Below are 18,405 nucleotides of genomic sequence, written 5' to 3'. Positions count from 1 at the left end.
TGGATGCCCGGTCGAGCCGGGCATGACAGAGATTGTGGGTGCTCTTCTGCCGCAACCTCTCGGCTCGTCATACGCGGGCTTGACCCGCGTATCCACGAAACGCCAGCACATTTCGCTGCCGCCCGTTGGATCGCCGGGTCATTTCCCGGTACTGGGCCCGGCGATGACGAGGGGAGAGGTAGTGGGTCCACTCGGCGGCAGAGTTAGATGCAGCCGCTCGCCGCACACTCCGGCGTCATCCCGGCCCGCGGGCGCGACAGCACATCGCTGGAGCCGGGATCCAGACATCGTCCGCGCGTGAGCGCGCCTTCGATCTTGTCCGGAAGCGGAGAAGCCAGATCCGAAGCGGTCGGAATGCCTGTGCGGGGCTGCGTTTAGTCCGAAATTTGAATCGTTATCTGACTTAGAGGAAAGTCAGGGCTTTTGCGTAGCAATGAAATCAAATTCCAGTCGATAATGTGTTGATTTTTAGGATTTTTTTGTGAACTTTGCCACAATCGGCGAAGTGTTTGAATAAAAAAAGAAAACACCGAATCAGGGGGTAGGTCTGGTACGCCAAGTGCCGTTCGATTGATTCAAGTTCAGAAAAATCTTTATCGAATTTGACTGATAAATGGAAAATTAACACTATCCTTGGGCGATCTCGGAACGCTGTCCGCTGCATCACCACTGCTGGTCGGCACCGGGTTCGTGAAGGGGGTAGGGGCACGATCGACGGGACTGCTTTCCCGAAGAAAGGCCCTCCTCCTCCAGGGTGGCAGTGAATCGAGTAACGCGACGCCAACCAGTATCCCGGCGTGGCAAGTATCACTGAAGGCCCTCTTGCCGGATGACTGAGTATCGCATCCGGACGAACCGGGGAGGTTTCAGGCTATTTGAACACTCAGCCGAATTCGTGATCGGTATCAGCTGATCGGTTCCCCGCGTATCCGGGTGCCGGCTCAAATATCCGATCTCCCTAACACTTGTAACGGCACACTATCTGTCAACGTCAGTTCCGCCACGCAGAAGATGAGCGGTTTGGCGATCGGGTAGGTGCATCCAAATTTTGGAGATGTACCATGGGTTGGTGGGACGATCAAAAGCAAGATCAGGACCAGGATCAGGATCAGGATCAGAAGCAGGATCAGCAGCAGGCTGAACTGCAGGCTCAGCTCCAGGCCCAGCTAGAGGCTCAGGCCCAGCTTCAGGACCAGAAGCAGGACCAGGATCAGGACCAGGATCAGAAGCAAGATCAGGACCAGGACCAGAAGCAGGACCAGGATCAGGATCAGAAGCAGGAACAGTATTCCGGCCAGTATGCCGTACAGGGCCTGCATTCCGAGAGCGAGAACCTGAACCTGAACGGTAACGCCAATGGCAACCTGAATGCCAATGGCAACCTGAACTACAACGAGAACGAGAACAAGGTCGACAACGAAGTCGATAACAAGCTCGATAACGACGTCGACAACAAGGTCGAGAACTCGGTCGAAAACAAGGTCGAGAACACGGTAGAGACCAAGGTCGACACCGACGTTGAAGTTGACGTCAAGATTGACCTCGATCTTTCGGCCCTGCCGACCGATGACGATGTCATCGACATCGAAGACATCAAGATCGACGACATCCATGAAGCCGTCGCGACTGTTGACAACGTCGTGCAGACCACGACGACTGGCGATAACTTCAATATCGACCAGATCAACAACATGACCGACAACGACTTCCAGGGCTATGCCTCTGTGAAGTTCGATGGCGGCAGCGCCGGCCATGGCCTCGTGGGCGACATCGGCCTCGGCAATGACGACTACGGCGGAGGCTTCACCATGTCGGCCAAGGCCGAGGGTGGCTTCGTCAAGATCGACGACTCCGGCGCAACAGCCGGTGACGGCGGCACGGCATACGGCGGCAACGGTTCGGCGGACGGCGTGGTCAACATGGAAGCCTTCACGCAGAACATCGTGATGGGCGCCAACCTCCAGTACAACAATATCGACCTGGTGGGCGGCAACCAGAACATCAGCGACGATGTTGATGCTGGTGGCGCAGGCTAACAGTTAATTCATCACCGGCCCGCGCGGGAAACCGCGCGGGCCTTTTTCCCTGTCCAGAACGAACAAGACCAAAGATCTCAGTTGAGCATATCGGCCGCTCCGCAGGGACCTTTCCTGATCTCACGAGCAGGAGGCTTCCATGGCCCAGGTTGGCGTTACGGAACTGATTTGGCACTTTGCCGGTTACATGCATCTTGCCGACGAACTGGCGCGCGCTCGCACACAATTTGAAGAAGGCGACTTCAAGGTATCGACCCAGGAATTCGAGGATCGGAACTACAGCGACAAATTCAAGCCCGAAGACCTCGACCAGTGGGATACCGGCCGCATCCTGCCTTATGTCGCGCCCGTCGAGGAGGCGATGCAGTTCGCGAAGGCTCTGCCAGACCACATTCGCCACGTTTCCGACGATTACCCCCAGCGTATCGAATTCGACCCGGACTTGGCCAAGATCAAGTTCAGCGGTGCCGTCTTCGGCGGTTCCGGCTCGGGCTCCAACGTCTACCGCTATGAAGGCGGCGACGAGAAATTCATCGATACCAATCAGCTGAACTGGATGAACGACAACGACATGGTCGGCGTCGATCCGGACAGCGGGGTGATGGGACTCAACAACTTCGACGTCAAGGCGACCCTTGGCTGGATGACCGATGCCGCCGGCGACGCGATCACCGACGGAGTGCTGCCCCAGGGCTCCTACGGGCTGGAAATGCAGCAGTCGATGGTCGAGCAGCAGATGGCGCGCGCGGAATCCGGCGAAGCGCCGTCGCATGTTGACTACGGCATCTACATCAACGGCGTGAAGCAGGAAGTCGGCGAGGAAGAAGTCGTCGAAGAGGAAGGCGACGGGGAAGAGGACGCGCTGCGCGAAGGCGCGCCCCCCGCCATGCCCGATCAGCCCGATGGCTGGCTGCCGGGCGACCCGACGCTGCAGGCCGCTGAAACCGGCGGCAACGAGGCCTATAACGGCGCGTCGATCATCGACGCCAACGAGGCCTGCGGCACATTGGTCGTGCTTGGCAACTACTACATGACCAACGCGATCTTCCAGACCAACGTCTACACCGACCAGGACTGCGTCACGATCGGCGGCAACGGTGCCGGCGCCGGCTACAACGCCCTTGTCGAAACCGGCGGCAACATTGCGGAGAATACCGCCCAGTTCGAGAAGACGGCGCTGCTTGAAGAGATCATGGATAACCGGGGCCTGACCGGCTTCAACTGGAACATCGAGATCTCGTACGGCGATCACTTCGACATCAAGACGCTGACGCAGACCAACTACATTTCGGGCAACGACATCGTCTGCCAGACCCAGAGCGGCGCCTTCTATCGCGTGTCGATGGATGCCAACGGCCAGGCGAACATCGTCACGGTCGAGGATTACGGCAAGAGCTACGACCTGATCGTCGTGCTCGGCAATTATCATGGCGGAAACTACATCTGCCAGAACAACTTCATCCTCGACAACGACAAGATCATGATGTCGGCGCCGGGTGAGGACGGCGTGGCCCAGTCGGTCTATGCCGGCCAGAACTACCTTTCCAATACTGCGGTCATTTCCTCCTACGGCCTCGAGGGCTTCATGGAGATTTCCGACGATTTCGAGGCCTTTATCCGGGACCTCGAAACGACGAACAACATTTCCCCGCAGGACTGGTGGGCGTTCTCCGGCTCGGGCTCTGCGACGATGAATGTGCTCTTCGTCACAGGCGATTACTACGACATGAACTATATTTGCCAGAACAACTACATCGTCGACTACGACACGGCGTTGCAGATGTTCGGCGAGTACGGTGCCGACGGTCAGCAATTCCTGTCGACCGGCGGCAATACAGCCGAGAACGCGGCGATCATCGTCGATGTCGGCGCCTACGGCGATCAGTATGTCGGCGGCGAGGTCTACGAGGAATCCTTCCTCGTGCAGACCGAAATCGCCGAGGGCAACAACGACACTATCGTCTACGGCAATGCCGATCAGCTCGCGAACGAAGTCGTTGCCTTCGCCTACACGCCTGAAGAGGTGGAGGAGCAGCAGGAGCTTGGCATCGCCAACACGCAGACGGGAGGAGACGAACTCGGGCACATCATGACCTAACGGCTCGGCCGGCTTTGACTCACAGCTTCAGATGTAACGCGTTGAAACGAATTGCGAGCCAGGTGCCCGGCCAGGGTGGGGAATACCCCGCCCCCATCGGTCCGGCGACGGCGAGCAGGAGGGTAAGACGGTGGAGCTAAGCGGTTCCAAGGGATTCAACAAAGACGATTTGCCGGAAACGGGCGATCTGGCCGAGGGAGAGGCCAGGTCTTTCCCGTCGGAAGGCCATGCAAAGGTCTATTCGCTCGCCAAGCGCCTGCGCGAGCGGGCGAAATCCATTTCTCATCCCAAGACGAGCCACCAAAGGCCGCTTCACGAGGAGCCGGCCCCGAAGACGGCCGCCGAAACGATAGCAACAAGAAAAGAACCGAGATTTGCCCCATCGACCGCGCCTTCCGCCTCGCCGGCGAAAGACGCCCCTCCGCCGCGGCCCGCACCTGCGGAAGCCGCCCCGACGCGGCCGGCAGTGGCTGCGTCCGCGACGTTCAGCCCTCGGCTCGACGCCCCCGCCGGTCCGGTCCCCGTATCCTCCTTCGCTCCGGAAGTCCCGGCCCCTCAGGCAAGGGCAGGCGAGACCGTGCAGGATGCGCGGCCGGAGCCGAAGCGTGAAGCCGCGCCCGAGGTGAAACCCCAGGTCAAGGCGGAGGCCAGTTCCGCCGAGACGGCCAGGCAGGCGCAGGCCGACGAGACGCCTGCCACGCCGCCGCAGGCCGAGCGTCCGGTTGCGTCCCCTGCCGCTGCCGAAGCGCCCCGGCAGGCAAGCCCATCCGGGGCGGAGCCGACACAGGCCAGTCCCTCGGTGCGGGCGGAAGCGGCGAAAGTCCTCTCCGACCCCGAGGACGAGGAAATTCCGTCGCCGCCGCAACGCGAAGAGGCGCGGATCGACCAGCGCCAGACCGGCGCCGAACGCGAGATCGAACTCAAGCCCAACAAGCCGGCCGAGACGGGCGAGAAATCCTCCCCCGTGCAGACCGCGACCGGCGGTGGCGGCGGCACCGGCAAGGGCGGTGGCGGCAACGGCGGCGGCGGCAATGGCGGCGGTCGGGGCGGCGGTGGTGGCACGTCGTCGTCCTCACCGCTCGAGCAGCGCTATTCCGACAAGAATTTCCGCGAAGTGCTCGGCAAGGGCCTGAACCGCTGCCGGCGCAATCTCATCACGGTCGGCATCTTCTCCTTCTTCGTGAATTCGCTGGTTCTGTGCATTCCGATCTATCTGTTCCAGATTTCCGACCGCGTGCTGACGAGCCGCAGCACCGATACCCTTCTCATGCTGACGGCGCTGGTGGTGGGCTTCATCCTCGTGCACGTGGTGCTCGACATGATCCGCCGCATCATCCTGATGCGGATTGCCGTCGACGCCGAAACCCAGCTTGGACCGTCGGTGCTGAGCGCCGCGGCCAAGGCATCGCAAAATGGCTCCAACCGCGAATATCAGGTGCTTGGCGACCTGCAGCAGCTGCGCAATTTCATTACAGGCCCCGTGCTGCTGACGATTTTCGACATTCCGGTGATCCCGGTCTACCTGCTGGCGGTCTTCCTCATCCACCCGCATCTGGGCTTCATCGTCTCGACGACGGGCTGCATCCTGCTGGTGATCGCGCTGATCAACCAGAAGCTGACGGCCGTACCCTTCGGCCGGGCCAGCGCCTTCGGCATGCGGGCCAATCTCCAGGCCGACGCCATGTCGCGCAACGCGCAGGTGATCAACGCCATGGGCATGATCCCGGAAGGCGTGCAGATCTGGGGCCGCGAGACTCTTGAATCCCTGAAGGCCCAGGTCGTCGCCCAGGACTACAACGTGATGATGTCGGGGATTTCGAAGTTCGTCCGCCTGTCCACGCAGATCACGCTGCTGGGATGGGGCGCGGCGCTTGCGCTGGAAGGACGGCTTACCGGCGGCATGCTGATCGCCGCGTCGATCGTCGGCAGCCGTGCGCTGGCTCCGATCGAGGGTGCGATCGAAGGTTGGCGCGGTTTCGTGCAGGCGCGCTCCGCCTATGCCCGCATCCGCTCGCTGCTCTTCAATTCGCCGCTGAACCTGGAAAGGCTGCGGTTGCCCCGGGCGCGCGGCAAGGTCACCGTCGAACGCGTTCTTTATGTGCCGCCTCCCACCAAGAAGGTGATTCTGAACGGCGTATCCTTCGAGCTGGAGCCGGGAGAATCCATGGCGATCGTCGGCGCCTCGGGTACGGGCAAATCGACGCTCGGGCGCATGCTGGTCGGTTCCATCGTGCCGACCGCCGGCAACGTGCGGCTCGACTCCATGGACCTTCGCAACTGGGATCCGCGACAGTTCGGCGAAAGCGTCGGCTACCTGCCGCAGGACGTGCAGCTGTTTCCGGCGACGATCAAGGCCAATATCGCGCGCATGCGCGAGGATGCGACGGACGATGCCATTTTCGACGCGGCCGAGACGGCGGATGTGCACGAGATGATCTCGCAATTCGCCGCCGGCTACGAGACGCAGATCGGCGTCGACGGTTCGCCGCTTTCGGGTGGCCAGAAACAGCGTATCGGCCTGGCGCGCGCCTTCTTCGGCGATCCGCGCATGGTGGTGCTCGACGAACCGAACTCCAATCTGGACGTTCCCGGCGAAAGGGCGTTGGCCCGCGCTCTTGTCCGGGCCAAGGCCAAGGAGATCACGGTCATCGCCATCACGCAGCGCCCATCGCTGTTGAAGAGCGTCGACAAGATCATGCTGCTGAAGGACGGCACGGTCCAGGCGCTCGGCAAACGGGACGACATGCTGCAGCTCCTGAAGCAGGGCAGCGGCGGCGGCGGAGCGCTGGAATCCGGAGCTGCGGCCGCGCCGAGGCCGGCACCGAACTGATGTTCGAATGAAAATCACGAGCACGAGCCGCGCCCCGCATGAGGGCGCGGCCCGGCCATCAGAAGCCCGGAAGGGCGCAAGAAAAATAAACACTGTGTTACGGGAGTGCTCCACGCCATGTCCTATCTGGCGGTGAACGACAGCTTCGATCAGCAGATCCACCGGGCGACCCGCAAGGCGACGATGGCGGGCTACGGGCTGCTGGCCGGTTGCGTGCTGGTTTTCGCATTCTGGGCAAACGCGGCGCCGATTTCCGGCGCGGTCATCTCCTCGGGCGTTTTCGTCGCGACCGGCGAAAACAAGATCGTCCAGCATTTCGAAGGCGGCGTGATCAAGGAGATCAAGGTCCGCGAAGGCGATCTGGTCGAGCCGGGCGAGTCACTGGTGGTCCTCGACGACACCACGCCCCGGGCGGAGCTCCGTCGTCTCGAATTGCGCCTTGCCCGGCTGATGGCCATGCAATCGCGCTTCGAGGCGGAGATGAACTGGGATACGGAAATCTCCTTCCCGGCGGTCATGACCATGCAGGAAGAAGCCGATCCGGACATCGCCGCGATCATTGACGCCCAGAAACTGACCTTCACCGCGCGGCGCAACACGCTGGAAAGCGAGATCGCGACGCTTGCCGACGGCATCAACGCGCTGCAGCAGCGTATCGGCGGAAGCAATACGCAGCTTGAAGCGGTCCGCTCGCAACTGGCGCTGATCGAGGAAGAGCTGCAGGGCAAGACCTCGCTTTTGAAGAGCGGTCTGATCCGCAAGCCGGAAATCCTGGCGCTGCAGCGCGCGCAGGCAAACCTTCAGGGTGAAATCGGGCGCCTGACCGGCGAAATCGGCGACGCCCGCGAGCGCATCGCCCGCATCAAGGAGCAGATCCAGGTCGCTCGCAACACGACGATCAAGACCGTGGTCGAGCAGCTCCATGACGTGAACGCGGAAATGGACGACGTCAAGGAGCGTATCCGGTCCGCGCGCGCCATACTCGACCGCATCAATATCACCGCGCCGGTGGAAGGCGTGGTCGTGAAGTTGCGCTATCACACGCCGGGCGGCGTGATCGAGGCCGGCAAGAACGTGCTGGAAATCGTTCCGGTGCAGGAAGAACTGATCATCGAGGTGCCGGTTCGTCCGCAGGACATCGACAATGTTCGTGAGGGGCAGGCCGCGGTGATCCGGCTGACGGCCCTCAACAAGCGCATCACGCCGATGATCGACGGCAAGGTGATCTACATTTCCGCTGACGCATTGCCGAACGACAAGAGGTCACAGCTGACCCCCACCACCTCCAGCGGTCCGGACGTTTATGTGGCGCGCGTGGCGCTCGACCCGTCCTGGGTACAGAAGGTGCCGGAGTTCAAGCCGACGCCGGGCATGCCGGCGGAGGTCTACATCAAGACCCATGAGCGGACCTTCTTCGAATACCTGATGCGCCCGATCCGCGATTCCATGCAGAGGGCTTTCAGGGAGTCGTGACATGCAGCCGGGGGGGATGCGACGGTCCGACCTGATCCTGGAGCGCTGGGGCTTTCTTACCGAGACCCCCGGCGTCCCTCTCCGGAAAGTGCAGGTCGGCAAGCGCCGGCTTCCGGGAATACTTGCCCTGCCGGACGATCCGCCCGGGCTCGTCGTCTTCGCGCTCGGAGCGGGCTCTTCCCGCCTCAGCCCGCATAACCGATGCCTGCAGCGCGCCCTGGCGGCCTACGGTTTTGCCGTATTGCTTTTCGACCTCCTTGAGGAGGAGGAGGCGAACGACCTCGCCGCGGTATTCGATGTCGCCAAACTCGCCGGCCGGATTGTCGAGGCGATCGAATGGATCGGCGGTCAGCGGGATCTCGAACGGCTGCCCCTGGGAGTGTTTTCGGCGAGAACCGGAACCGCGGCCGCGCTCCTCGTATCCGCCCTGCTGCCGGAGGCGATCGGTGCACATGTAGCCAGGCGCGGGAGACCGGATCTCGTTCGGGCGATCCTTCCGCAGGTGAAAGCGCCAACGCTTTTTCTTCTCGGCACGAAAGATTCTGTTACCAAAAGGCGATACGAAAAATCCGTAACAATTATGAATTGTGTAAATACCGTACGTGAAATCGATTACCTTAATTCTTTGTCTGAAGATGGAAAGTTTGTCTCTTGTTTGGTGGAGGTCGCAGATCGATGGTTCTCTCGCTATTTATGCGCGAAGTTATTAGGGTGAAATATTTACTTCTCTTGTAGATCGTACTAACATACCTAAGGTAATGATTTATCGTGGAAGTCGATGAAAGGAGAGGTGCGAGTTCGGTTGAATGCTTTGAGTATTCGCGGGGGAGTAGAGTATGTCTGTATTGAGTGAACGCTATTTCCGCAATGAACAGGCGGCATATGAATTCGTCGAAAAACAGGTCTGGCCCAAGGGGCCTGTTTGCCCTCACTGCCACGAAGCGGGAAATATTAGAAAGCTGAACGGGTCGAGCACCCGGATGGGCACCTACAAGTGCTACCACTGCCTCAAGCCTTTCACCGTCAAGATCGGCACAGTGTTCGAAGCCAGCCGGCTTCCCATGCATATCTGGCTGCAGTCGATCTATCTCGTGGCGCAATCCGACCGCATTATGCCTGCCAAGGAGCTCGAAGAGGCGCTGGGTGTCTCCGCGAAAACAGCAAAGGTTCTCGCCTATCGGCTGCACAAGGCGATGTACTCATCCATCGACAGGGTGGCGCCTGAAAGCGGGAAGGCGGCTGCGCCGAGGCGCAAGAAGAGCGACCTGGCTCATCCCGTCTATTCCGCCAAGGCAGGACGTCGCGCGACATCGATGCGCGATGTTTTCCTTGCCCTGCAACCTGCCTGAGGACATCCGCGATGAAACGGCCTGAGCAAGGGGACAGTCGAGGCAAGGCGGCCGCTGCGGGCGGCGACGGATCGTCCGGTGACATCGACGGGGACGCGCAATTCGAGGCCTTCCTTCACTTCGCAAGGACGTTCGACAGCGCCGATGCCGACACGGCCTTCGCGGACGCTTTTCGCCGTATTCTGCCGGTTCGTCTCGAACAGCGCCGGCGCAAGCCGAAAGCGAACGCCTACGCCCTTCGCATGAACAGGCCCGAGCGCTGAAGCGATGTCCTGAGCGTATTCTTGTCGGTCAGGCCGGCCCGGTGCGGAGGGAGCATGCGCCGGAAAAACAAGTGAACGTCAAACCGCGCGAAACCGGCACCGGCGAATTTCATTGCCGGTCGCGATCGGCGGCCTGGATCGGCGACAAGGTCATCGGGCCTTCGAAAAACTCCCGCCACATCGACTGCAGGTTCCGGTCGTGTTCGGTGTCTCCAAGTCCTGGGGGGAGAGCCGCCGAAGCGTCGTCGTCATAGATCGCGCCACCCAGGTTGCCGGATTCTTCGCTTGAGGGGTGTCGCTCGGCGCCCGAGATTATCGCATTCATGAGCTTGGAGGCATTCTCGCAGCCGCGCTCGAAATCGCGATGGCCGGTCGCGCTCAGCAGGCAAGCTTCCTCGCCGACGATATTTCCGGGCAGCCCGGTAATTTCCTGCCAGGCGTCGGCCTGCACGTTCCCCAGCGTATCGGATCCAAGGGAGTGCACCCGCCTTTGCGCGACGAGGGTGATAAGCATCACGAGAAAACCGACCATATAGGCGTCGAGCCAATGGCTGTCGGAGAACTGTCCGCTCCGGAAGCGCGACCGCTCGACAAGCGGCAGGATCGTTGCCACGGCGGCCTTGCGGGCCCTCCTGGCTTTCCACATCTCCAACATTGTCGATTCTCCGGCGCAACCTGCCGCAGGCTGCATGTCGGCGTGATGGCGCCCCTGCATTTCACGTCGAATGAAAAACGTTCAGATTACAATAGCATTTTCATCTATTATTCAAAAATTAAATGGGTTCCTCAACGGACGATTCGGGAGGGAAAAAATGGCGCACATTCCACCTCCGCCGGATTTCGCGAGCATTGAAGCGGCGGCGCCCAAGACCGCCGAGCAAAGATCGCGCGTCCTCGCGCTGATCGGCAATATAGTCTTCAGCTGGTCGAACAATGAGAGCCTGTTCATCTATGTATTGTCGATATTGCTTGCAACAGACGAAGTATCTGCGGCAATCGTCTTCACCACGCTAAACACGACGCGGGCGCGACTCGACCTGATCCAGCGCCTGGCCAAGGTGAAGATCCGCGATCCCGACGTTGCGGCCGAACTCGACAAGCTGATTGCGCGGTTCAACAAGGCCAGCCGCGTCCGCAACGAATTCAACCATTGCCTGTATACGGTCGGCGAGACCGGAGAGATCACCCACACGCAGACCATGAAGCTGCAGGAGGTGCGCGGTCACCTGCGCTGGGGCGAGATGAAGCCGATGGACGAAATGCGCCTGAAGCAGATCAGCAAGGCGATCGCGGACCTGACAAAGCTCAACCGCGATATCTGGTCGTTTCTTCCGCGGCTGCAGGCAGCTTGCGGCGCCAAGGCGCCGGCCAGGCGGAACGGGACCGCCGGGAAAACAGATGAGTGAAGCTTGCCGTTTTGGCGGAGCGGCGGAATTAATGCTTTCAGATCAGCAGCCTGCGCGCTTCCGGCCTTCGGCGCCGATGGGTTGGTGATCCAGGTAGCGCGGGTCATGACCGCATAGTGCAGCGGCGCGGACCGGATCCAGGATTTCCACCGTTCCATCCTTCACGTTCAATATCCCGTCTTCCCGCAGGTCCCTGATGACCCGATTCAGGTGCGCCGGGGTCAGCCCCAGTGCGTCGGCAATGTGCCCTTGGCTGAGCGGGCAGGCGTAGCTGTTGCCGTTGCATTTGCCGATCAGCTGCAGCCGGTGTTTCAACTCCAGGAAGAAATGCAGAACCCTCTCCGCGGCGGTCCTGCGGCCGATGCTGATGAAATGTTCGATCAGGATCGCGTCGTCGCGCGACAGCGACCACATCAGCGCGGCAGCGAGGCGGGGGGCGGAATCCAGCAGGTCGAAGATGGTGCGCGACGATAGCTCGTAAACGATCGACGGCGTCAGCAACTGCCCGCAGTAATTGACGTTTCTGAGCAGCATGCCGCGCGCGCCGATGATGTCGCCGGCAATCGCGATGTCGAGGATCTGGCGGCTGCCGTTGTTGAGCTGTTTGACCGTGCAGGCCCAGCCTTCGGCGACGAGATAGGAGCGGTGCGGCCAGCCATGCTCGAAGCGCAGTTCCTCGCGCGCTTCGAGAACCTTGGGCTTGCCGAGCTTGCGGACAAGCGTGTCGAATTCGCTTTGCGGGATCGGCGAAAAGGTTTCCAGCTTCTTTTTGAAAGTCGAAAGCGTGTGCATGCCAATCCCTGTCAAAGCAAGCCGCACTATTCATGACCTTGTGAGCCGGGGTCGTAATTTCAATATCAGTAGCGTTCCGTATTCCTCGGCGATGTGTCGTCGATCACAGTTTTCATAAAAATTACGGATATTTAGCGACATTGGATTTCTAGGATCAATTCACATGTCATTGCCGAGAAGGAGTTGAAGGCGCTCCACGCTTGCCTTCAGGAGATGCAGCGCTTCCGCGCGGCGCGTCTCGTCGAAGCGGTAGATCAGGCCGGAAACCGCAAGGGCGCCAATGAGTTCGCCGTTCCCTCCGAACAGCGGAACGGCGACTGCGGCGACATCCGGATCCCGCTCGCCGAGCGATATCGCATGGCCATTGGCGCGGATATTTTCGTCTCCCGCCGCATCCCCGCCGCCATGAGCGCGCAGCACCCGGCCGCTGGCACCACTGTTCAGGGGCAGGCGCTGCCCTTCCACCAGATGATGGCGGACGGCTTTCGGCGAGTTTTCACGGTAGAGGCAGACGCGGCTGTCGCCCTCGCGAATGTAGAGTGAGGCGGATTCTCCCGTTTTTTCAACGAGGTTCTTGAGTTCCGGGCGGATCAGTCCGTCGAGATCGAAGTGGCGGCGATAGGCCGAGCCGAGCCGCCACAGCGTCGGCCCGAGGCGGTAGAGCCCGTCTTCGCCGCGGATCAGATAGCCGAAACGCTCCAGCGAGGCAGCAAGGCGGAGAATGGTGCTCTTGTAGAAACCGGAGCGGCGGGCGAGTTCGGCAAGGCTTAGTCCCCGATCTTCCTCCCCGTAGCAGGCGAGCAGCGACAGCGCGCGGTCGACAGCGTCGACTCCGTTATTTTTCGTGTCCGATTCCGTCTCGTCCTGTCTCATCGCCCGCCTCTGGCCAAGTTCCGATCGTTCTGTTATGATAAACATCATTCTATCTGACAGAACGCACTTTGTGTAGGGGCGGCCGCTGCCGAAAGCCCGTCGGACGAAGCGCAGGGAGCCTTGCCGTGACGACACCGCTACGCGGGATCCGCGTCCTCGACCTGACCAATGTGCTGGCCGGTCCATTCTGCTGCCATCAGCTGGCGCATCTGGGAGCAGAGGTCGTGAAGGTCGAGGCGAAGGGACGGGGAGATCTCGCCCGCCAGCTCGGCGCCGACCCGGAGCTGAACGACAGGCTGATGGGCGTTTCCTTCCTCGCCCAGAATGCCGGCAAGAAATCCGTGACGGTGAACCTGAAGCACCCGAAGGGCGTCGAGCTTCTGAAGAGCCTCGTCAAAACCGCGGACGTGCTGGTGGAGAACTTCCGCCCCGGCGTGATGGACCGGCTCGGCGTTGGCTACGGATCGCTCGCCCAAGTCAACCCGAAGCTCGTCTATTGCGCCATTTCCGGTTTCGGCCAGGACGGACCCTGGACGCACCGGCCGGCCTATGACCAGATCATCCAGGGGGCGTCCGGCGTCATGTCGATCACCGGCGACGAGGCGAGCGCGCCGCTGCGGGTCGGCTATCCGATCGCCGACACGATCGGCGGACTGACGGCGGCCTTCGCGATCGCCGCCGCCCTCAACGATCGCACCAAGGGCGCTTTCATCGACGTCTCCATGCTGGAGGCGGTGATTGCCACCATGGGCTGGGCGGTCTCCAACTGGCTGATTGCCGGCGTGGAGCCGGCGGCAAACGGCAACGAGAACATGACATCCGCCCCGTCCGGCGCCTTCCGCGCTGCCGACGGGCTGATCAACATCGCCGCCAACAAGGAAGAGCAGTGGCAGGCGCTGGCGCGCCATATCGGTCGGGCGGACCTGCTGGAGCGGCCGGAATTCGCCACGCGGGAAGCGCGCAAAGAGCACCGCTTCGTGCTCAAGGGCGAGATCGAGCAGGCGCTGAGCGAAAGGCCGGCGCGCGACTGGGCGAAGGAGCTGAACGCCATCGGCGTGCCGGCGGGCGCGGTATTCAGCGTACCGGAAATCCTTGCCCACGAGGTGATCCAAAGCCGGGGCATGCTGGCGACCTTCGAGAATGCGCCGGGCGTGGAGCGCGACATCACGGTGCTCAGGACCGGGCTGAAGCTCGACGGCGAGGCGCCGAAAGTGGCGACGCCGCCGCCGCTGCTTGGCGAGCACAATGCGGAAATCTACGGCGAGCTGGGACTGTCGCCCGAAATGATCGACCGGCTCCGGCAGGAGGGCGCGCTATGAGCGAAGAAACGGCTGGGAAGCCGGGGCGAAACGACGTCTCGGACTGGTGGCGCACCTCGATCATCGACATGGCGCCAGGCATGATCCGCTTTCGTGGCCATCCGATCGAGGACCTGATCGGCACTGTCAGCTTTCCGCAGATGATCTGGCTCCTGACGCGCGGCGAATTGCCGGGCGAGGGACAGGCGAAGCTGCTGGAGGCGGCTCTCGTCGCCGCCGTTGACCACGGACCGCAGGCGCCTTCGATCGCCGCCGCCCGCATGGCGGTGACCTGCGGCCTGCCGCTCAACGGCGCGCTGGCCTCGGCCGTCAACATGCTGGACGACGTACATGGCGGGGCAGGCGAACAGGCGGTCGAGTTCTACCACATGATCGACGAGGCCGGCGGGCCAAGCCACGCGGGCGCGATGGTCGAGCGCTGGCAGGAAACGCGCAGCGCTTACGTGCCGGGCTTCGGCCACCGCTTCCACAAGCCGGTGGACCCGCGCGCGCCGCGCCTGCTTGAACTGGTGGACGAGGCGGCGGCGGAAGGCATCGTGTCGGGCTGCTACGCGGCAATCGGCCGGTCGATCCAGCAGGTCCTGAACGACAGGAAGGGCAAGCCCGTACCGATGAATATCGACGGGGCGACGGCGGTCATCTACGCGGAACTGGGTTTCGCTCCGCCGCTGGCGCGCGGGTTGTTCTGCCTGTCGCGCTCGGTCGGCATCCTGGCGCACGCCTGGGAGCAGAAGCAGCAGGGCGGCCGCAACAAGGGCCCCACCCCGCCGGCCTATCGCTGGACGTACGAGGGGGTGTGACGCGACATGAAGAAATTGGACGCCTAGAGCATATCCCGCCAAATCTGAATCGGATTTGGCGGGATATGCTCAAAGCATTGATCCTGGAGCGATTTCTTGATCCACGAAAGCGATCCCGCTTTCGTGGATCAAGAAATCGCTCCAGCCCCAGCGTGTGGCGTGGCAGCCGGTTTGACGCGGCTGATGTTTGAGATTCGCCATATTTGAGCATTCCCGGGTGCCGGCCGGGTGGCCTCCCGCACAATCATTCAACCATATGGTTGATTATCCTCCTGCTCCTCGCTATATTCAACCTCATGGTTGAATTGGAAACATCGCGGCTGGATGCCGTTTTTCATGCGCTGGGCGATGCGACGCGGCGGCGGATGCTGCTGGAGCTTTCCGGCGGCGAGCGGACGGTCGGGCAACTGGCCGAACCCTTCTCGATCTCGCTGGCGGCGGCCTCCAAGCACATCAAGGCGCTGGAGAATGCCGGGCTGATCGCCCGGGAGGTGCGCGGCCGCACGCATTATTGCCGGCTCGATGCCGGGCCGCTGGAAAGCGCGCATGACTGGCTGAGCTTCTACGAGCGCTTCTGGACCGACCGGCTGGCGGTGCTCGAACGGCTTCTTCGCAAGGAAGACGAAGGCAGGTCTGTTGACCCTGGAGCGCCTGCCAGACAAAAGGGAGACGGGAAATGACGGATCTCGCAGAACTCGACACCTATGGCAGGCTGACCGAGCCCACGACGCTGACGATCCAGCGCCGGCTGCCCGGCCCGATCGAGCGCGTATGGGCCTATCTGACGGAAAGCGACCTGCGCCGGCAGTGGCTGGCGGCGGGCGAGATGGAAATGAAGGCGGGCAGCGCCTTCGAATTCGTCTGGCGCAACGAGGAACTGAGCGATCCGCCGGGCAAGCGTCCGGACGGCTTTGCCGAGGAAAACCGGATGCAGAGCCGGATCCTTGAAATCGATCCGCCGCGCAAGCTGGTGTTCACCTGGGGCGCGGAGGGCGAGGTTTCCTTCGAGCTGGCGGAGCGGGCAGGCGGTGTGCTTTTGACCGTGATCCACCGCCGGCTGCCCGACCGGGCGACGATGCTGAACGTCTCCGCCGGCTGGCACATGCATCTCGACGTTCTTGCCGCCCGCCTCGACGGTGTGGCGCCCGAACCCTTCTGGCCGGGCTGGCTGAAGCTGAAAGAGGAGTACAGCCGCCGTCTGCCGGACTGAAGAATGAGGGAATGGCTCCGTTCGCATTCTGCGGACGGAGCTATTCAATCTCGTCTGCAATTTCACTCTGGTAAAATGCCACGAGTTTGAGGGCAGCAGGGCTCGTTGGTGATCTTTGCATTTCGGCGGTTGGAAGCTATGTTCTATGAGGTGCCTGTTGAATTTACTCGGCGAGTGTCGACGCTCTTATTCGGCTTTTGCTGTAAATAATCCTGATGTGTAGACCGTAATCGATACAGACTCGATACAATGCGACGGAGAAATACTCATAATGTCGAAAAAGGGCCAACATGTCGTACCGCATGCCGGGAGATGGAGCGTAAAAAAAGCGGGATCTTCCCGGGCTACGAGTATTCATCCTACTCAAGACGAAGCTATTAGGGCTGCCACAAAGATCGCACGAAATCAGAAGACCGGGGTTTATATTCATGGGACGGACGGTCGTATTCGTGAGCGAAATTCATTTGGAGACGATTCTCATCCATCAAAAGGGTAATAGTGCTTCCTGAATTTGATAAATCGATATTTATTAATTGCCCATTTGATGAAGAATATGCACCAATTCTTCAAGCAATTGCCTTTTGCGTGGTCTATCTTGGCTTTTTTCCAAGATTGGCTCCGGAAAACGCGGACAACGGAGCTGCGCGGCTAGATAGGATCATTGATCTGATAGAGAATTCTAGATACGGGATTCACGATTTGAGTCGGTGCAAATCAACAAACGCTAATCAATATTTTCGCATGAATATGCCCTTTGAACTCGGCATGGATCATGCGTGTAAACGATTTGGGGGAGAGCCTTTTTCGAGTAAAGCCATTTTAGTTCTGGAGCATACTAAATATGACTACCAGAAATCACTTTCGGACATTTCTGGTTGGGACATTGAATACCATGAAGGGGATTATGAAAAAGCTGTTAAACGTGTAAGAAATTGGCTTGTTGCACAAGCTGGCGCACAAAGGATTGGCGCATCCCTAATATTGGGAAAATATATTGCCTTTCAAGAATGGTATTGGGAGCGTGAGCGTGCCGCAGGAGCATCGGAGGACGATATTAGAGAATATCCTACTACCGAGTTGATTATCGCAATGCGCGATTGGATGGGCGAAGGGCAGCCATTAGGTTAGAATTTTGCTTCTTAGGCCGATGAGTCAGATAAAATAAGTTGGTTTCTGTGTAAATTTACGTATTAAATTATTTTAATTCTCATATTGTATTTCGTGACCTAAGATTTTTCGTTTTGTGTTACTTTGTAATATTACATTTTTGTCGCGCTCTCATGCGAAATCTAGTTGCGTCGCGAGCGGGAAGGGTGCGCTACGATCGCCGATCGCCGATCGCCGAAAGGGGCGCTCCACAAAGCATATCGATTGCATTTGGAGCGCGCCTTTGGATCGCTATGCGCTTAGGGGGGGGCGCGCGAGTGGTACCTAACAAGTGCAACTGAGCTTCAGCGCGTCAGCGTCTCGCGCACGTAGATGGCGACCGCGTGGGTGCGGTTCCGGGCGCTGAGGCGCTCGATTGCGAGCGACATATGCGCCTTGACCGTGGCGACCGTGATGCCGAGCTGCCAGGCGATTTGCTTGTTCAGCAGGCCTTCGGAGGCAAGGCGGACAATCTCGCGCTGGCGCGTCGACAGTACCTTGAGGCCGGGGGCGATGCCCTCAGTGCGGGTGGTGAAGCCATCCGCGTCATCGAGAAGTTTTTCGTCGAAGCTTTCGCGCTCGCAAAAATAGGCGCCGGCGATCCCGTCCATCGTCACGTCCTCCGCTATCTGCGACCAACCCTTTCCTGCCCTGGCGATCCCCTGGCCGAAGGTCGATCCTGCTCGCTTTCTCGCAAATCCCGCCCGCCTCCCGCCGCGGCAGTTATGTTGCGGTGCGATAAAGAAGAAATACCGTTAGGCGGCGCATTGTGCCAGATGTAAAAGTGATGCTAGAAATGTTGTGAAAAAT

At 60.5% G+C, this 18,405-nt stretch carries 18 protein-coding genes; 14 read left to right on the top strand and 4 right to left on the bottom strand.

All coding sequences use genetic code 11. The annotated features are described in order from the left end of the window. Positions 1 to 1,061: 1,061 nt before the first annotated feature. The 7 genes from H2509_RS02450 (at position 1,062) to H2509_RS02420 (ending at position 10,049) form a co-directional block, all read left to right on the top strand. A complete protein-coding gene (locus H2509_RS02450) occupies positions 1,062 to 2,036 on the top strand; it encodes a hypothetical protein (protein ID WP_182161918.1) in 975 nt (324 codons plus the stop codon). Between the two features lie 139 nt (positions 2,037 to 2,175). Continuing rightward, positions 2,176 to 4,134 (top strand): hypothetical protein, encoded by a 1,959-nt coding sequence (locus tag H2509_RS02445; RefSeq protein WP_182161916.1) that lies wholly within the window; start codon positions 2,176 to 2,178, stop codon positions 4,132 to 4,134. A 964-nt stretch (positions 4,135 to 5,098) separates the two neighbouring features. Further along, entirely contained in the window at positions 5,099 to 6,964 is a 1,866-nt protein-coding gene (locus tag H2509_RS02440) for a type I secretion system permease/ATPase (protein ID WP_328804954.1), read from the top strand. Between the two features lie 117 nt (positions 6,965 to 7,081). Further along, positions 7,082 to 8,437, top strand: coding sequence for an HlyD family type I secretion periplasmic adaptor subunit (locus H2509_RS02435; protein ID WP_182161914.1), 1,356 nt, complete (start codon positions 7,082 to 7,084; stop codon positions 8,435 to 8,437). 1 nt (position 8,438) lies between these two features. Further along, the gene (locus H2509_RS02430) at positions 8,439 to 9,152 is read left to right on the top strand and encodes a dienelactone hydrolase family protein (protein WP_182161912.1); all 714 of its coding nucleotides are present in this window, start codon (positions 8,439 to 8,441) and stop codon (positions 9,150 to 9,152) included. 121 nt (positions 9,153 to 9,273) lie between these two features. Next, on the top strand, positions 9,274 to 9,786 hold the full coding sequence (locus H2509_RS02425) for a transposase (RefSeq protein WP_182161911.1): 513 nt from the start codon (positions 9,274 to 9,276) through the stop codon (positions 9,784 to 9,786). A gap of 11 nt (positions 9,787 to 9,797) precedes the next feature. Beyond that, on the top strand, positions 9,798 to 10,049 hold the full coding sequence (locus H2509_RS02420; RefSeq protein WP_182161910.1) for a hypothetical protein: 252 nt from the start codon (positions 9,798 to 9,800) through the stop codon (positions 10,047 to 10,049). Positions 10,050 to 10,158: 109 nt separating this feature from the next. On the opposite strand, the gene H2509_RS02415 is transcribed toward H2509_RS02420, so the two are convergent. Further along, entirely contained in the window at positions 10,159 to 10,704 is a 546-nt protein-coding gene (locus H2509_RS02415) for a hypothetical protein (protein WP_182161909.1), read from the bottom strand. Positions 10,705 to 10,774: 70 nt separating this feature from the next. On the opposite strand from H2509_RS02415, the gene H2509_RS02410 reads away from it, so the two are divergent. Beyond that, on the top strand, positions 10,775 to 11,455 hold the full coding sequence (locus tag H2509_RS02410; protein WP_328804951.1) for a hypothetical protein: 681 nt from the start codon (positions 10,775 to 10,777) through the stop codon (positions 11,453 to 11,455). Between the two features lie 42 nt (positions 11,456 to 11,497). Here the strand turns inward: H2509_RS02410 and H2509_RS02405 are convergent, their stop codons facing one another. Both H2509_RS02405 and H2509_RS02400 read right to left on the bottom strand, forming a co-directional pair. Next, positions 11,498 to 12,247 carry a Crp/Fnr family transcriptional regulator gene (locus H2509_RS02405; RefSeq protein WP_182161908.1) on the bottom strand — a complete coding sequence of 250 codons (750 nt, stop codon included), beginning with the start codon at positions 12,245 to 12,247 and terminating at the stop codon, positions 11,498 to 11,500. Between the two features lie 159 nt (positions 12,248 to 12,406). Further along, positions 12,407 to 13,120 carry an IclR family transcriptional regulator gene (locus H2509_RS02400; RefSeq protein ID WP_182161907.1) on the bottom strand — a complete coding sequence of 238 codons (714 nt, stop codon included), beginning with the start codon at positions 13,118 to 13,120 and terminating at the stop codon, positions 12,407 to 12,409. A 125-nt stretch (positions 13,121 to 13,245) separates the two neighbouring features. Between H2509_RS02400 and H2509_RS02395 the strand changes: the two genes are divergently transcribed. The 6 genes from H2509_RS02395 to H2509_RS20725 all read left to right on the top strand — a co-directional run bounded on the left by H2509_RS02395 (position 13,246) and on the right by H2509_RS20725 (position 17,577). Beyond that, a complete protein-coding gene (locus tag H2509_RS02395) occupies positions 13,246 to 14,439 on the top strand; it encodes a CaiB/BaiF CoA transferase family protein (protein WP_182161905.1) in 1,194 nt (397 codons plus the stop codon). Next, the gene (locus tag H2509_RS02390) at positions 14,436 to 15,239 is read left to right on the top strand and encodes a citryl-CoA lyase (protein WP_182161903.1); all 804 of its coding nucleotides are present in this window, start codon (positions 14,436 to 14,438) and stop codon (positions 15,237 to 15,239) included. The genes H2509_RS02395 and H2509_RS02390 overlap by 4 nt, the downstream gene beginning before the upstream one ends. Before the next feature lie 296 nt (positions 15,240 to 15,535). Further along, positions 15,536 to 15,919, top strand: a complete 384-nt coding sequence (locus H2509_RS02385; RefSeq protein ID WP_182161901.1) for an ArsR/SmtB family transcription factor — start codon at positions 15,536 to 15,538, stop codon at positions 15,917 to 15,919. Next, positions 15,916 to 16,449, top strand: coding sequence for an SRPBCC family protein (locus H2509_RS02380; protein WP_182161899.1), 534 nt, complete (start codon positions 15,916 to 15,918; stop codon positions 16,447 to 16,449). Before H2509_RS02385 ends, H2509_RS02380 begins: the two co-directional genes overlap by 4 nt. A gap of 271 nt (positions 16,450 to 16,720) precedes the next feature. Next, positions 16,721 to 16,945 (top strand): DUF2188 domain-containing protein, encoded by a 225-nt coding sequence (locus H2509_RS02375; RefSeq protein ID WP_182161897.1) that lies wholly within the window; start codon positions 16,721 to 16,723, stop codon positions 16,943 to 16,945. 2 nt (positions 16,946 to 16,947) lie between these two features. Beyond that, entirely contained in the window at positions 16,948 to 17,577 is a 630-nt protein-coding gene (locus H2509_RS20725) for a hypothetical protein (RefSeq protein ID WP_209001758.1), read from the top strand. 323 nt (positions 17,578 to 17,900) lie between these two features. Here H2509_RS20725 and H2509_RS02365 read toward each other — a convergent pair whose 3' ends face one another. Further along, positions 17,901 to 18,206: a response regulator transcription factor gene (locus H2509_RS02365; protein WP_182161894.1), complete on the bottom strand. Its 306-nt coding sequence runs from the start codon at positions 18,204 to 18,206 to the stop codon at positions 17,901 to 17,903. Positions 18,207 to 18,405: the final 199 nt, after the last annotated feature.

The organism is Stappia albiluteola, assembly GCF_014050225.1.
Taxonomy (GTDB): domain Bacteria; phylum Pseudomonadota; class Alphaproteobacteria; order Rhizobiales; family Stappiaceae; genus Hongsoonwoonella; species Hongsoonwoonella albiluteola.
This window is presented reverse-complemented; position numbering and strand designations above follow the sequence as displayed.